At 39.7% G+C, this 14,679-nt stretch carries 15 protein-coding genes, 1 riboswitch and 1 other annotated feature; of the genes, 7 read left to right on the top strand and 8 right to left on the bottom strand.

Annotation, left to right across the window (positions count from 1 at the left end; translation table 11 throughout):
• Positions 1–83 precede the first annotated feature (83 nt).
• Both AC1DIV_RS21180 and AC1DIV_RS21185 read left to right on the top strand, forming a co-directional pair.
• Entirely contained in the window at positions 84–551 is a 468-nt protein-coding gene (locus AC1DIV_RS21180; RefSeq protein WP_477577374.1) for a TetR/AcrR family transcriptional regulator, read from the top strand.
• On the top strand, positions 536–679 hold the full coding sequence (locus AC1DIV_RS21185; RefSeq protein WP_477577376.1) for a TetR-like C-terminal domain-containing protein: 144 nt from the start codon (positions 536–538) through the stop codon (positions 677–679). Before AC1DIV_RS21180 ends, AC1DIV_RS21185 begins: the two co-directional genes overlap by 16 nt.
• A 45-nt stretch (positions 680–724) precedes the next feature.
• Here AC1DIV_RS21185 and AC1DIV_RS21190 read toward each other — a convergent pair whose 3' ends face one another.
• Both AC1DIV_RS21190 and AC1DIV_RS21195 read right to left on the bottom strand, forming a co-directional pair.
• The gene (locus tag AC1DIV_RS21190; protein WP_477577378.1) at positions 725–1,984 is read right to left on the bottom strand and encodes an MFS transporter; all 1,260 of its coding nucleotides are present in this window, start codon (positions 1,982–1,984) and stop codon (positions 725–727) included.
• 345 nt (positions 1,985–2,329) lie between these two features.
• Positions 2,330–2,521, bottom strand: coding sequence for a hypothetical protein (locus AC1DIV_RS21195; protein ID WP_034310797.1), 192 nt, complete (start codon positions 2,519–2,521; stop codon positions 2,330–2,332).
• A gap of 329 nt (positions 2,522–2,850) precedes the next feature.
• Positions 2,851–2,993: riboswitch (cyclic di-AMP (ydaO/yuaA leader) on the top strand.
• A 152-nt stretch (positions 2,994–3,145) separates the two neighbouring features.
• Between AC1DIV_RS21195 and AC1DIV_RS21200 the strand changes: the two genes are divergently transcribed.
• Both AC1DIV_RS21200 and AC1DIV_RS21205 read left to right on the top strand, forming a co-directional pair.
• Positions 3,146–4,471, top strand: coding sequence for a TrkH family potassium uptake protein (locus AC1DIV_RS21200; protein WP_063596008.1), 1,326 nt, complete (start codon positions 3,146–3,148; stop codon positions 4,469–4,471).
• Positions 4,472–4,494: 23 nt separating this feature from the next.
• Positions 4,495–5,151 (top strand): potassium channel family protein, encoded by a 657-nt coding sequence (locus AC1DIV_RS21205; protein WP_034310793.1) that lies wholly within the window; start codon positions 4,495–4,497, stop codon positions 5,149–5,151.
• 120 nt (positions 5,152–5,271) lie between these two features.
• On the opposite strand, the gene AC1DIV_RS21210 is transcribed toward AC1DIV_RS21205, so the two are convergent.
• The 3 genes from AC1DIV_RS21210 to AC1DIV_RS21220 form a co-directional block, all read right to left on the bottom strand.
• Positions 5,272–6,105: an STAS domain-containing protein gene (locus AC1DIV_RS21210; protein ID WP_323598550.1), complete on the bottom strand. Its 834-nt coding sequence runs from the start codon at positions 6,103–6,105 to the stop codon at positions 5,272–5,274.
• A gap of 352 nt (positions 6,106–6,457) precedes the next feature.
• Positions 6,458–7,159 carry a class I SAM-dependent methyltransferase gene (locus tag AC1DIV_RS21215; RefSeq protein ID WP_323598628.1) on the bottom strand — a complete coding sequence of 234 codons (702 nt, stop codon included), beginning with the start codon at positions 7,157–7,159 and terminating at the stop codon, positions 6,458–6,460.
• A gap of 341 nt (positions 7,160–7,500) precedes the next feature.
• Positions 7,501–8,121 carry a class I SAM-dependent methyltransferase gene (locus AC1DIV_RS21220; RefSeq protein ID WP_340878600.1) on the bottom strand — a complete coding sequence of 207 codons (621 nt, stop codon included), beginning with the start codon at positions 8,119–8,121 and terminating at the stop codon, positions 7,501–7,503.
• A 278-nt stretch (positions 8,122–8,399) separates the two neighbouring features.
• Between AC1DIV_RS21220 and AC1DIV_RS21225 the strand changes: the two genes are divergently transcribed.
• Both AC1DIV_RS21225 and AC1DIV_RS21230 read left to right on the top strand, forming a co-directional pair.
• Positions 8,400–8,678, top strand: a complete 279-nt coding sequence (locus AC1DIV_RS21225) for a PadR family transcriptional regulator (protein ID WP_222620182.1) — start codon at positions 8,400–8,402, stop codon at positions 8,676–8,678.
• Between the two features lie 16 nt (positions 8,679–8,694).
• Positions 8,695–9,414 (top strand): pentapeptide repeat-containing protein, encoded by a 720-nt coding sequence (locus AC1DIV_RS21230; protein WP_340877791.1) that lies wholly within the window; start codon positions 8,695–8,697, stop codon positions 9,412–9,414.
• Between the two features lie 141 nt (positions 9,415–9,555).
• Here AC1DIV_RS21230 and AC1DIV_RS21235 read toward each other — a convergent pair whose 3' ends face one another.
• The gene (locus tag AC1DIV_RS21235; protein ID WP_477577379.1) at positions 9,556–10,446 is read right to left on the bottom strand and encodes a PhzF family phenazine biosynthesis protein; all 891 of its coding nucleotides are present in this window, start codon (positions 10,444–10,446) and stop codon (positions 9,556–9,558) included.
• 146 nt (positions 10,447–10,592) lie between these two features.
• Positions 10,593–10,803, top strand: a binding site (T-box leader).
• A gap of 64 nt (positions 10,804–10,867) precedes the next feature.
• Between AC1DIV_RS21235 and AC1DIV_RS21240 the strand changes: the two genes are divergently transcribed.
• Positions 10,868–11,692 (top strand): ATP-grasp domain-containing protein, encoded by an 825-nt coding sequence (locus AC1DIV_RS21240; RefSeq protein ID WP_340877793.1) that lies wholly within the window; start codon positions 10,868–10,870, stop codon positions 11,690–11,692.
• Between the two features lie 450 nt (positions 11,693–12,142).
• Here the strand turns inward: AC1DIV_RS21240 and AC1DIV_RS21245 are convergent, their stop codons facing one another.
• Positions 12,143–12,808 (bottom strand): hypothetical protein, encoded by a 666-nt coding sequence (locus tag AC1DIV_RS21245; protein ID WP_477577381.1) that lies wholly within the window; start codon positions 12,806–12,808, stop codon positions 12,143–12,145.
• Between the two features lie 821 nt (positions 12,809–13,629).
• Positions 13,630–14,601 (bottom strand): UDP-glucose 4-epimerase GalE, encoded by a 972-nt coding sequence (gene galE / locus AC1DIV_RS21250; RefSeq protein WP_323598556.1) that lies wholly within the window; start codon positions 14,599–14,601, stop codon positions 13,630–13,632.
• Between the last annotated feature and the right edge of the window lie 78 nt (positions 14,602–14,679).

A 14,679-nucleotide genomic window follows, 5' to 3' on the forward strand; every position in this document is an offset into this window, starting at 1 on the left:
TTGAGTGTATCATCATTCTAAGGTAGCATTCGGTCTAATACAATCAACACATTTGTAAAAATGTTTAGTGAAGGAGACATTCCATGGCATCGATTCATGAGGATATGGTACAAAAGACGAAAAAGCAGATACAACATCATTTTATTGCACTCATTGAAGCAGAGGGGTTCTCACATGTATCCGTGAAGAAAATAGCAGAGCGCGCCAATATTAATCGGGGCACATTCTATTTGCACTACACAGATAAATATGAATTGATGGATCACTTACAGCAGGAATTGTTACATGAACTTCAAACACGCATTACTGCCATTTTGCCTAAAGAGGCTTTTCTGGCTCTTCATCAACAGCAACTTTATCCGCCTTTCATAGCGATTTTTCAATTCATCAGTGAACATGCTCACGCATTAAGGGCCATTCTTGGTGATCAGGGCGACCCTTCTTTTGCGAAAAAAATAAAACGGGTTTTCGGGGAAGTACTGTTGGAGCGTTTGATCAGCCTTCATCCAGCAGCTAAAGATGAAGCATTCCGCATATGCACGCCTTCCTGACATCGGCGATTTTAGGGGTGATTACTGAGTGGCTGGAGAACTGTGAAGAACAAACGGTGGAAGAAATGGCGAAAATCCATTTTCAAATTTTGAACTTCATCAGCCAATTGCGCACATTCATCCAATGAACGATTCATTAAAGGCATGTGCCATCAACATGCCTTTAAATCGGATTACATCTTTTCCTTCGCTTCTATCTCTACATCACCAACGGAATAATACCTGCTCTTGGAGGTCTTCATACTAAGCATCGACAACCATATGGATAAAGCGAACATGATCAGGGAACCTGAAATCACCACGAACCGAATCGAAATGAAATGGGCTGAAACACCAACGATTGCGGTAGTAATGATGATCAATAAAGCTTCTAACAAGCCAAAAACACTTCCGACCCTGCCCATGATTTCCACAGGAATATTATTTTGATAAAAGGTTTGAAAGCCAGTGTTGGCAAAAGCCAATGCAAAGGCAATGATGAAAAATCCGATGGCGGCCAGTGAAAAGGAATTCGAAAAGGCAAAGATCATATAACCTATCGAGACAAATAAAGATCCAAGACCAATCATGTGCGAGATTTTCACTTTACTGATGAATACGGCATTGACTATGGCACCAACAATGATGCCTGCCCCGGCGACGCTTACAAGGAATCCGTAATCGCTGTCCGACAAACGGAGCACGGCCTTGGCAAACGCAGCTTCTTGGGAATCGATGGCCGTTTCCATCACCACCATGCAGCTGAATAAGAAATAAATGAGCATGATATAGGAAGATTTCCGGCTGAAGTCCAGGACGATGCCCCAATCCTTTTTCATGATGGTCCAAGACAGGTAATGATTGGATTGTTCAAGGCGATGATCCTTTTCAAGATTAGGCATGAATAGAGTGATGATACCGGATAACAATAAGGCAGCCGCGTTAATATAAATCGCTAAAACGGGCGTACCGATCAAGAAAAGGATACCCGCTAGCGCCGGTCCAATCAAAAAAGCTCCAGAATCCATTAAGCTTCGTAATGAATTAAATCGTTTCCTCTGTTCAATGGGTATTAATTTTGTTATATACGACCTAGATGCTGTTCCGAACATGGCCCCTGCCATATTGATCACGAAGACAAGGGAATACATGACCCAAATAGAAGAAGTCCAAGGCAGCAAGACTATGAATACCATGCGAAATAGGTCAAGTGCCGCCATCAGGTTCCGCTTATTTATCCGGTCGATCACGCTCCCTGCCCACACATTCGTAAATATGGCAGCCATCGGTTTAACGATATAAAGTCCAGCTACCGCCAAGGCTGAACCAGTCATATCCAGAACGATTAAATTAAGGGCAATGAAATACACCCAAGAACCGAAGTTGGAGATACCTATTCCGCACAAAAGAATGGAAGGGTATTTCCAGGATACCAATGCATTTTTTAATGTCATCGCTTCTCCCCCTTTGACCGAACAATAAAAACCCCGTCCCCAAAGCAATGCTTCTCGGGACGAGGTCAATTTGCGATGCCACCTTCATGTGTCACCATACATCCCCAACAATCCTCGGCTGCTCTCGGAAAGTGATTATTTCATTTTACTTTTCTTTACGTCCACATTAGGTATTACTAAATTTTAACATTAATGGTTAAATGCTGTAAATAAAGCAAAAAAACTCATTCAAAATAAATGAGTTTAAAAGCAAAACAAGATATGGATTTTTCGCTCACCGTTCCTGGATAGAACACAGGGATTACAATAATTGAATACCGCTAATGAATGTTGGAATCAGTTGATTTACCTTGGGGAAAACAATTTTAAAAACGGATTCTTTTTCTTATCCGTTATCCTTAATTCATTCATGATGATTTGATCCTCATGATCGGCTATCCATTTCCTTAGTGCATCTTTATCCTGGCATTGTGTTAAATATGTTTGGCCACCCTTGCCTGTAGCATTAATAACATATCTATTGAACGTCTTCTCCATAATTGCCCGCCTTTTTAATAAAATGTATTGAATTTAACTAATAATGTACTGCTTTTTCCTTTATCTTTTACAAAAGAAACATAATATATCTATTACAAATTTTGATTGGCAATAGCATGTTCTGCTTGAAATTATTGAATAAAGTACATCGATGCCGGTTATCATAATTGGATTAATCGAACCTATCATAATGTGCTAACTAATATTTGTCAATACGTTTTTTAAATGTAAATAAAACGTAAATTTTCAGTTTTGTTAAAGAAATATTTTTTTACGATTTAGGGGTTTACAACTGCTAAATGATGGGAGTAGAATACGTTTATCAATTTAATGCATTTCGGCCAAAACTCATGGAAAATGAGTACGGAGGACCCAATCATTTGGGGTTAATTCTGCCTTGCAGAAGGGATGAGATCAGCTCTTTCGCCATCCTACCCGTCAGCTAACTTCGTCGGCTAAAGCGAAGGAGGTCATAAGACCGCCTATTTCGGAAGCTTTTTTTGCACGCTTTTTGTAGCAATACAGCTATTCGATGTTTTCGCAGGTCTTTTTATTATGCCTTTAAAAAGATTCGAAAAGCAGATTGATGATTAAAAGTCATACAGTAGGGATGATCATTTGAGAATGACAAAATTGGATCCGCCAAAAATACTTGTACTCGGCTTTGCCATCCTGATCCTTATCGGGGCCTATTTATTGACCCTGCCGATTTCCACAGAAAATGGCCATGGTCTTTCTTTTCTGGATGCTTTATTCACCTCGACTTCCGCTACATGTGTAACAGGACTGGTCGTTGTGGATACGGGATCGACCTTCACCACTTTTGGTGAGTTGGTCATCTTAACACTGATTCAGGTAGGCGGCTTAGGGTTCATGACATTTGCGACATTTTTCTTTTTATTATTAGGCAAAAAGATTTCTTTAAAAGGCAGGTTAGTTCTGCAGGAGTCGTTAAATAATCTATCCATGGCGGGTGTAGTCAGATTAGTGAAACGGCTTTTAATTTTCACGGCCATCATTGAGGGCATGGGTGCCCTTATCTTATCGATTCGCTTTTCTTTTGACATGCCAACCGGCAAGGCGATCTATTACGGTGTTTTTCATTCCGTCTCGAATTTCAATAATGCCGGCTTTGATTTAATGGGGGAATTCAGGAGTTTGACCCCATATGTATCGGATCCATTCGTAACCCTTACCGTTGCCTTCCTCATCACGTTTGGCGGGATAGGCTTTATCGTGATGAATGAACTATACGAATATCGGAATACACATCGTTTATCCGTACATACGAAGATCGTTCTGACGACTAGCTTGACCCTTACGATTGCCGGCGCGATTTTAATCTTTTTATTCGAGTACGGCAATGCCAAGACATTGCAGCCTTTATCTTTCATGGGTAAAATGCTGTCGTCTTTATTTCAATCGGTATCACCACGGACGGCAGGCTCCAACACGCTGAATATCCCTGATTTAACTCAGCCTGCATTACTGCTCATCATTTTCTTGATGTTCGTTGGGGCATCACCCGGATCGACTGGCGGCGGGATTAAAACGACGACATTGGCGACGATTGCCGGAACGGTTTGGTCACAGATCAAAGGTAAGGGTGATGTGGTCTTGTTCCGCCACCGCATCGTGAGTGAAACGATTTTTAAAGCATTATCCGTTACATTCATTGGTGTATTCGTGGTTTCCATCATCTCCATTCTGCTGACCATCACTGAAAGTGGAACTGACTTTTTGATGATTTTGTTCGAAGCCACTTCAGCTTTCGCCACCGTGGGACTTTCAATGGGTTTGACCCCGGAATTATCACCGGTCGGCCGGATGCTCATCATTTTCACGATGTTTGCAGGCCGTGTTGGTCCTTTGACTTTTGCCTTTGCTATCGCCATGAGGCGCAAGCCAGATCCGTTCCGACGTCCAAAAGGGAAAATCATGATTGGTTAATAATGAATGAAGGAGTGTAAAAGATGGGAAAACGACAATACGCCGTGATAGGTTTAGGCAGATTTGGAACCAGTGTGGCCCATAGATTATATACGGCAGGCCAAGAGGTTTTGGGTATTGATGTGAACGAGGAAAGAGTCGAGAATGCGGAACTGAACGTTACCCATGCAGTCATGGCGGATACGACCGAAGAAGAGACATTGAAAGCAATCGGAATCCGTAATTTCGATTGTGTCATCGTAGCCATCGGAAATGACATGCAATCGAGCATTTTAACTACCTTGCTTTTAAAAGAGCTTGGGATCAAAAAGGTCATTGCCAAAGCACTTAATAAAAATCACGGTCAGGTGCTCACAAAAGTCGGTGCCGACTGGGTCATCTATCCTGAGAGGGATATGGGGGAACGGGTCGCGAATCAGCTCCTTTCCCCTAATATGCTGAACTATATAGAGCTTTCTAAAGAATACAATATCGAGGAAATCATCCTCCCCATGAGCATGAAGGGAAAAAGCCTCAGGGAGCTTGATTTACGGGCAAAATATAATATCAGCGTCATTGCCATCGTGAGTAATGGAGAAATTATCATAGCACCGTCACCGGATCAGGATATCCATGAAAAAGATATGCTTTTAGTGGTTGGCAATAAAGAAGATCTGGCCGTCTTTGCCAATATTGAATAAAATCCGGCAGGTTCCGGCTCTTGCTCCTTTTGAAGGCTAATACATACGAGAAGACCGCCATAAGGAGGTCTTCTCGATGAAATTTATAACGAACATGCCCGTGCCCTGGATATGTATGTATTATTTTTTCGTACTGATCGCTTGGGCAAGAGTAGACTTTATCGTCACTTTATCAAAAGGAAGTTGAAGCTTAACGGCAGTCATGGCTATTTCCGGCCGAAGTCCTGAAAGGGTTGTTTGAATTCCGATCAAATGCAAGGATTCAATCAATTGAGACAGCTGGTGTGCGGATCCGCTATCTATTGCATGAACGCCGGATAGGTCAATGAAAAGTCTGGTGACATTTTTTTCAGCGCACTTTTGTAAGGTGTTTTCAAGCAAGGACATGCCCCTCGCCGTGTCAATATCTCCTATCAGGGGAAGCAATGCCGTGTTATCTTTAAGGGAAATGATGGGTGTGCTCAATTCATCGATCGTTGCCTGTTGGGCTTTCATAATTTTATTGGCATACCTATGATTCGCTTCCGTAAACCGCTCCATCACTTCACTGATCACCTTCACCACTATCCGATACCAGGAGTTTATTTCCTCCTGTGTATATTGATCTCCATGCAATTTCACAAACCGGTCAATATAATCCAGGTATTGCTCTTGCGTACGGAAAAACTCCCTCAATATAAAATAAATGGGTGTGTTTAAATGCTGCTCATCCTGACCGATCTCTTCAATCCAATCACCAAGCTGCTTAAAGAATTCCCTCTCCTCTGTATCAAAGACCTGAAAGAAACGTAAATGGAATTCATTATTTTGCTGCTTAAGTTTTTTAATCACTTTGGGATCGGTTGAGCTATATACACCCGCACTATCACCTTTATTCAATGATGCATACCAATCCTCAGTCAATTGTGCTGCCACACCCAATAAAAAGGAATATAATTCTTTATTTACGTGCATAAACTCCTCCTATTTAGTTTTTTATAAAAAGCAATCTTACCTGAAAACGGCATTGCCAGGGAATTGAAATATTATCAACAAAGCAAGCATCGAAGAAAACCTCTTCCATACTTAAAACCTTATGCTCTCTGATGCCTGATGCCCCCCTCTTTCCATATACCTTCCCAGCTGTTTTTGAAACCATGTTTTAAAAAAAAGATCAGCAAAGCCTTCATCTATCATTCTGGTAAATCTGCGTTCCCAAAACTTCATAGTGTTGTTATAGTTTACCATTTTTATTTTTTGTTAACAATTTCCACCCACAAAAAAAGGACCTGATCCCAGATCCTCCGTTTAAAACCATTTCACCTTCTCATTTCCTAAATAAAGCCGTCCATAAACCTTGCACCCCAAAGGTTTCATCCGATTGTTCCATTTTCCTCATTTTCCGTATTTCCACCACATCGAATTCCTTGAAGATCATTCTGAGTTTTTCTTCGGTAAAACCTAAACCGCCTTTAAGGCTTCTTTGCCTATATACTTCCCAATCTGAAATATCGGAACCACCCAATATGCCGCCTTCGACAAAACAAGTGATCGAATACAACCCCTTAGGCCTTAACGCCTTTTTCACCATCTCCAAATAGTTCATCCTTCGATGTGGAGCAATATGGTGAAAACAACCTGAATCATATACGAAGTCATATTGTCCTTTTGCAATATCCAAATCAAATATATTCCCTTGAATGAAGTTCACTTGGACATTTTTATCTCCTGCCCGTTCTTTTCCCCATTCAAGGGCTTCCTTCGAAAGGTCCACCGCATCAACGGAACAGCCCTTTTGAGCAAGGTAAATGGCATTTCTGCCAGGTCCGCATCCAAGCTCAAGAACCTTCCCTGGCCCAATTAACCCACCATCAAAATATGAAACCAAATTCTCATCAGGGAAATTTTCGAAAAAGGGAACCCCTTTTGTGCGATCTTCATAAAAACCATTCCAGAATCCAGTTGGTTCACGCAATAATGAGTCCAGCATGTTCAACAGATCTTCATAGGTTGTAATCGTCTCCGACAAAACCATCACCTCTTCCATTTTATCCCACCATTTAATTATACTCATTTCGCCCAGTGCCTCTGTAACAGCCGCATCAAAAATGCGTTACATATGACGTTCAGACACCAGTGGACCTTATTGTTATATAATGCTCACTGGAATTTAAAGGTATCAATGATGCACGCAAACTGCCTTCTGATGATATGATCCATTCTTACTCAATAACCCGATGATCAGCTCATTAACCATGTTAGGGAAGACATGGGTTTTATACATGCATGTCAAATATTACATGTTCTTTACAGCGGATCCGGTTTAGCTTCAAAAAACAAAACTCAGCTCTATGTGGTATCCTGATGTCCTCACAACCGTTTACTGATGATTATCTTTCTATACATTCCATTCAGCATGATCGGCCGATCTTCTTCAATTTCCATTTTCTTCTCATGTCCACTGAACAAGTCTTCAAACCTCAAGCCAATATCCGTTCCTAAAAATCGAATGATTTGCCTCAGAAGCTTTTTGGGCACTGAAAGACGTTCATCTTTAGAAATAAACTTATCGAATAGTATTATTTTCCCCTCGCCTTTTACAACCCTGATCATTTCCCGAAGACATTCATTGGCATCAGGTACGACGGAAAGAACCAAACTTCCCACTACATAGTCAAACGATTCATTAGCGAATTCCATTTGCTGTGCATCCATCTCGAGGAAACTGATCGATGCATCATCAAATTTCCCCATTGCTTTTTTTAGCATATCCGCCGACAGGTCTATTGCCGTTATCTCAAGGTCAAGGTTTTTGATCAACTCCAAATCGGCCCCCGTACCTACTCCCACAAACAGGACCTTTGCATGATCATGAAAATCCAGCTCTTCAAACATTCTTTTCCTGGCATCTAAAAAGAGATGAGAGTTGAAGATTTTGTCATAAACCGGCGACCAAAATTTATAAATCACTTTATTCCACGAATTATTCAACATCCCCACCCCCTTACATACATCTTCCATGAAACATCATAAATCCCTTCCAAGCGGATATTACCTCTGGAAAATTAGTACAATTAAAAAGTATATGCGATGCAGTGATTCACTAAAATTGGCATGTTTCTTTTCATAAACCCTCCAAATCTGTATGATCCATAGTAACCAAACTACCTTGACTGTCATAGTAATATACTATAAGATATACCAAAGGAGGTGAGGATTTGGTTCAACGACAACTATCCTCTGACTTGCTTCGCGGACATGTAGATACGATGATTCTAAAACTCCTGCAAAGTGGCGATAAATATGGTTATGAAATCAGCAAACTGATATATACGAATTCCAATGAGCAATATGAAATTAAGGAAGCGACGATGTATTCCAGCCTGAAACGGCTGGAAAAGGATGGATGCATCATCTCTTATTGGGGAGATGCCACACAAGGCGGAAGAAGGAAATATTACAAAATCACCCCAATCGGGGAAAACACATATATCCAAAATAAAAATGACTGGGAGCAGGCCAAGCGAATACTTGAGCGCCTTCTCTAAGAAGGGAAGATGAAATTTGATTGAAAAACTGAATGCACATGTTCATGGCATTTTTGCCCCGTACAAAAGTGCAAAAACAGCAACGGAATTGGAAGAAGAACTGCTGCAAAACTTACTGGAAAAATACGATGACCATAGAAGGAATGGTGCCAGTGAACAGGAAGCGTTCAAGCTGACTGTTGATTCGATTGGGGAGGTATCAGAGCTCATGGAATCCCTCAATCTGCAATACAATGTGCTTGAGCAGGCGATAAGCATGGACTATTCCAGGCATCGCTTATTGGATTCCGACTTCCGCTCGGTTTCGGTTCATGATGGGAAGTTCAATTCCTGCGATTTAAGCCGTTCTGACTTCAGCCATTCCGACCTGACGAGCAGCACATTTAAAAACAGTAACTTAGATCATTGCACCTTTGAAAATGCCAATTTAACTGGCACCTTATTTAAAAATGCAAATTTAAAAGGCGTAACTTTCAAGAACAGCATTTATAATAAAACCCATTTTAAAAGCTGTAATTTATCTGGTCTTATATTCGATGGGGAAACTTTCAAACAAACCATTTTCGAAGGCTCTTCATTGAGAAAGGCATCATTTCGCGATGCCACCCTCATCAATGTTCAATTTCGGATGTCCGATTTAAAGAAAATCGACTTTACTGGAGCTTCGATGGATAAACTCACTTACAACTTTTTACATGGAGCAAAGATTGATCTTAGCGGCGTGACCCTCATCTAAAGGACAGCGATTGTCGCTTCCACCTCAATCATTTGCGTGAACATGTTTCTGATTTACAAGAACCCTGTGCTAAGACACGTAACGTCTTAGCACAGGGTTTTTTCCAAATACTTTTTCAGGCTTGTATCTCATTATGTACCTTTAGACTTCCACTTCAAATTCTTTAACGTAGACAGCATTACCGGTGATTTCAATATCGTATGTGCCATCGTTCTTGGTAGCTGTAACGCGAACTCTGCCATCCTTTCCGATTTCATGCCCCTGTTCGATTAACAAATGCACCTCATCTTCAAGATCAGCCTTTATGTATTTTGCATAATAAGCGCCCATCACACCTGAAGCCGTTCCTGTAACCGGGTCTTCAAGCGTACCTGAATAGGGCGAGGAAAAATGCCGGGCATGCATATGGGCATCACTATCGTACGTTTCCAGGCAAAAGGGATGAACGGAAGCTCTTGGCATTTCCTTTAATAATTGCGGAAACAGGCTATTGTTGGCCTTCATCCTTTTAAATGAACTTCTTTCTTTTACCGGAACCAGTAAAGTCCATAAACCTGTACTTCCATAAACAATAGGTAATTCACTTTCAAGATCTTCTATATCAAGGCCGAGGGAATTGGCTAAGCCACCTTTATCTCCGTTAAACGCTTCAAACTGCGGCGCGGCCTGCTTCATCGTAATATATATATCTTGATTCGCCGTCGCATGGATCTTGATTGGCAATATTCCCGCTCCTGTTTCAATCATCAGCTCATCTTTATCCAATATTCCCCTGGTCTTCAGTGCATGGATGGTAGCCATTGTTGCGTGTCCGCAAAGATTCATTTCGTGTCCCGGTGTAAAATAACGGATTCTAAGATCGGCAATATCGGAATCCATCGGAAAAGAGGTTTCATTGAACCCCACCTTCATCGCTATATCCTGCATTTCCTTTTCGGTCAGTCCATCCGCATCTAAAACCACACCTGCCGGATTTCCTTTATTCGGTTTACTGCTGAACGCATCGTAATGAAAAACCCTTACCGTTTTCAAATCTAACATCTCCTATTAAATGAATGGTGCTTCTATTTAATAGTAATTCTATATCTCTATCCATATCCCTTTTTCGTCCTATAGTAAGTGAACAACCATTGATTTTATTTTCTGACTATTATACAATTACTCAAATTCATCAATTGTAAAATTCCATGAAGGGAAGGAGTACGTTATCGTTCTGTTCCAAAGAGAGCTGGTGCTTTGCTGAAAGCCAGTGTCCAGAATCTACCAAAGATCATCCCCGAGAAGTAAAGCCGAAGCTTCAGTAAGCTTTACCGGTTTCCCCCCGTTAAATGGGATGTGCGTTTGTTATTAAACAAGAGTGGTACCGCGAGTTCAAATTTCGTTCTTAATAAGACGGGATTTTTTTGTATGTAAACCAATCAATGAAAATATCGGGAAAGCGGGTGCAGGAGTCATGCAGACACTATTATTCGTAACGGATTTATACTATGAGGCAAAAGGAAGAAATTATTATGAGGAGGATTTGTTCCTTACCTCGAAGCTTAGGGAGGATTTTCGGTTAGTACTTTGCCATCCTGAAGACATTGAAACGTTTGAAAAGGATTTTGACTTGATCGTCTTTCGAAATGCCGGTCCAGTAGCCAATTTTAAAGACAAGTATCTAGCATTCCGTAATAGAGTGGCTGCTGGTTATTTGAAAACATACAACTCATTTGATGGAAAGGCTGATATGAACGGGAAGGAATACTTAATTGAACTGACGAATGCCCACTTCCCTGTCATTCCGACCATCGATTCACTTGAATCTTTAAATAAACTTCCCAATGTGGAAACGTATATAGTGAAGCCGAAAGATGGCGCGGATTCCATCGGTTTGGAATTTGCCGCGAAAGAAGAATTGGGAGATAAAATGGATGCAAAATCAAAGAACACATTGGTACAGCCATTTATCAACTTTGAGTATGAAGTCTCTTTTTATTTTATCGATAAAGAATTTCAGTACGCCCTTTATGCGCCTGATAAAGAAAAAAGATGGGAATTAAAAGAATATGCCCCTACTGAAGCAGACCTGGCTTTTGCTAAACGATTTATTGAATGGAACAATCTTGATTGGGGCATCCAACGAGTAGATGCCTGTCGGAATGAGCAAGGTGAACTTTTATTAGTAGAACTGGAAGATTTAAATCCGTACCTCTCCCTGTTGGAATTACCCGAAGAAACACGCCAAAATTTTGTAAAAGCCATGAAAAAATCAATCCAGAAAGCTCTTCAAGCTTAGAATGAAAACTGCCGTATAGAGTAAGAAATTAAAAGAATAAACATTGGAAATAGGAAGACAAAGAAGAAAGTAAAAAAGTTGCGGAAGTTTTGGGATTAAACTTCCACCACTTTTTTTACGGACAAGTAAGAATCTCACTTGCAATCCCCCATATTATGAATCGCAGGCAAGGATTGCGATCTCTTCTTTTTGATCGCCCCTTTTTTTATTTGTCGCTCAAGGCTTAGCGACACACGTAATTATAGTCTTATATTTTTGGCCGTTTACTGGTTGCGAATATTTTATTAACTATTGTGTGACTTATTATAAAAACTGGTATGATTAACAAATATAAATAAACATTATGTGGCATATACTCAGTAAAATAGTAGATGAATATGCTTAACCATATAATTAATATTAAGTATTTAAATACAACTTTCATTTAAATATCTCCTTTAAGGAATTCAATTAGTACATGTCTACATAGCCATTGTTTGGTTTTTTATCTAACTTGTCAAGCCTCTTAGCTATTGCGTTACCTGGATCAAGATAAGCTACAGCGTAAAGTGTAACCCCTGTAACTGCAATAGCTAATTTAGGAGCTCCCCATTGAGTTAGTTTTGTTTTAAGTGTTCTACCAAACATTTGACTAGCAGCATTTTTACCTTTTTGTTTGATATATGCTGTTATAGCACCAAGTCCACCACCAACAACAAGCCCAAGAACTACATTAAATGCAGCCCCAGCTACTCTATTTGTAACTCTTACTTTTCCATTAAGAGAAATAGCACTTGCTTCTTGTACACTTAAAATTTCTAATACATTAGATACAGTGTATTCTTCTTTAATAAAGGTTGTATTACCTATATCTTCAGTTTTAGTTGTTACAAGTACTTCTTCTACTTTCTCCGTTTCTTCTAATAGTGCTTCAAAATCATTATAAGTTTCGGATTCTTCATCAAAAAAATTGGTTAATAAATCGCCTACCATTTTTTTATCTTGTTTACTTTCAAGCCCCATTAGATTGACTTGCTCATCTACTATTTGATTAAACACTTCTTTTTCCTCATTAGTCATTTCTTGAATCGAAGGAAGGTTCACTGCAGCTTCTTCAAAGTCAAAATCATCAGACAATAATCCTTCATTTAATTCTATTTCTTCAGCTAATTCAGCGATCTCCTTTGTTACTTTTACCTCATCCAGATTAGTAATATTAGTAGTTGTTAAATCTTCTAGTACGGCTACACTAGTAATCTCCTTTTGTACTATTTCAGTATTCTCCTGTGCTTCACTTGAAGCAAGGTTAGAAAATAAATTATTAGTATAGCGACAGTTAAAGCAGATATTCTTTTAACAAGCATCCCCTTGGATGTTTTTTCTATTTCTTCCATATTATTTCTCCTCTATTATATATTTACCTCTTTGACAATAACATAGAAGAATATTTGATAGTAGGTCTTTTTTACCAAAAAATATACAAATAAATGTTAAATTTATAAATAGTTTTAATTTAAATATTGGACATGCTTCACAAGAGACATTTACATTCACTGCTAAAAAAAAGAAAAAAACAAGACCAATCTAATTTGGTCTTGTTTTTTAACTAACTTATAAGGTATCTTATTACAACATTTTCCATAAGCTTGGTTAGTTATTGTGGAATATCTGTAGAATGTTAATATAATATTCCTTTTCCCAATCAGTATGGTTTCAAATTAAAAAAATTTATATCTAGCTGAACTAACAGCAAGATTTTAAAGAAACCGGTGGGAATTATCACCAGATTTTAAAACAAAGCTTGGTTTACTACATGTTTTTTGCTGTTTTATATAAAAAAAACCTCAATGGATTTCTGAAAACAGCTGCAACTTCTTCAAATAAAAAAACTGCAGGCAAACTCGTTTTCCTTCGAGTTTGTCTACAGCCTGAAATGACTACCGAGTCCCAAGGGACCATTAATTCATTTGAGATTTATGCCATTTCCACGCACTTTCAATGATTTCTTCCAAATTTATCGATGCTTTCCAACCAAGTTCTTCATATATCTTATTGGCCGAAGCAACCAGGCGGGCTGGATCTCCAGGCCGACGGTCTGCATACTCAACTGTTGGTTTAACTCCTGTGACTTTTTCGCAAGTGTCGATTACATCCTTAACCGAAAATCCTTTTCCATTCCCAAGATTGTAGATGGCCGTATCCTTCTTCCCGGATAATAGGGCTTGAAGCGCGCTTATATGAGCTTGGGCTAAATCCGTTACATGGATATAATCGCGAATGCATGTGCCATCTTCTGTGTCATAGTCCGTACCAAACACGGAAATCTTCTCACGTTGACCTAATAAATGCTGTAAAATGATTGGAATCAGGTGTGTTTCCGGATCATGGCTTTCACCGATTTCTGCTGACGCATGTGCTCCTGCCGCATTGAAGTAACGCAAGACGACATAATGAAGTCCATATGCCTTTGCAAAGTCCCCTAATATCTGTTCCACCATCAATTTCGAGCGGCCATATGGGTTAATCGGATTCGTTGGCTGATCTTCATCAATCATATCCACATTTGGTATCCCGTACGTAGCTGCCGTTGATGAAAAAATGAAATTCTTAACATCATGCTTGAGCATGGTATTCAATAATGTAAGAGTTGCACCTACATTATTATCATAGTATTTATAAGGATCTTGAACAGACTCCCCGACCAAGCTATTAGCGGCAAAGTGCATGACCGCTTTAATCGGATACTTAAGGAAAATATCATTCAAGACCGCTTCGTCCCCTAAATTCCCTTCCACCAAGGTGGCCTTCGAATCAACCAGCGAACGAAATCCAGTTGAGAGATTATCCAGAATGACAACCTCTTCAGTTTTCACTAACTCTTTCACAAGATGACTTCCAATATATCCTGCACCGCCAACGACCAAAATCATATAGTATTACCCCTTTTATTTTAAGCTTAAATGAATCTTTAAATCTCGCAACCTATACATGTCATTAGTGGGAGGTCT

It is taken from the genome of Peribacillus sp. 05N428, assembly GCF_056397085.1.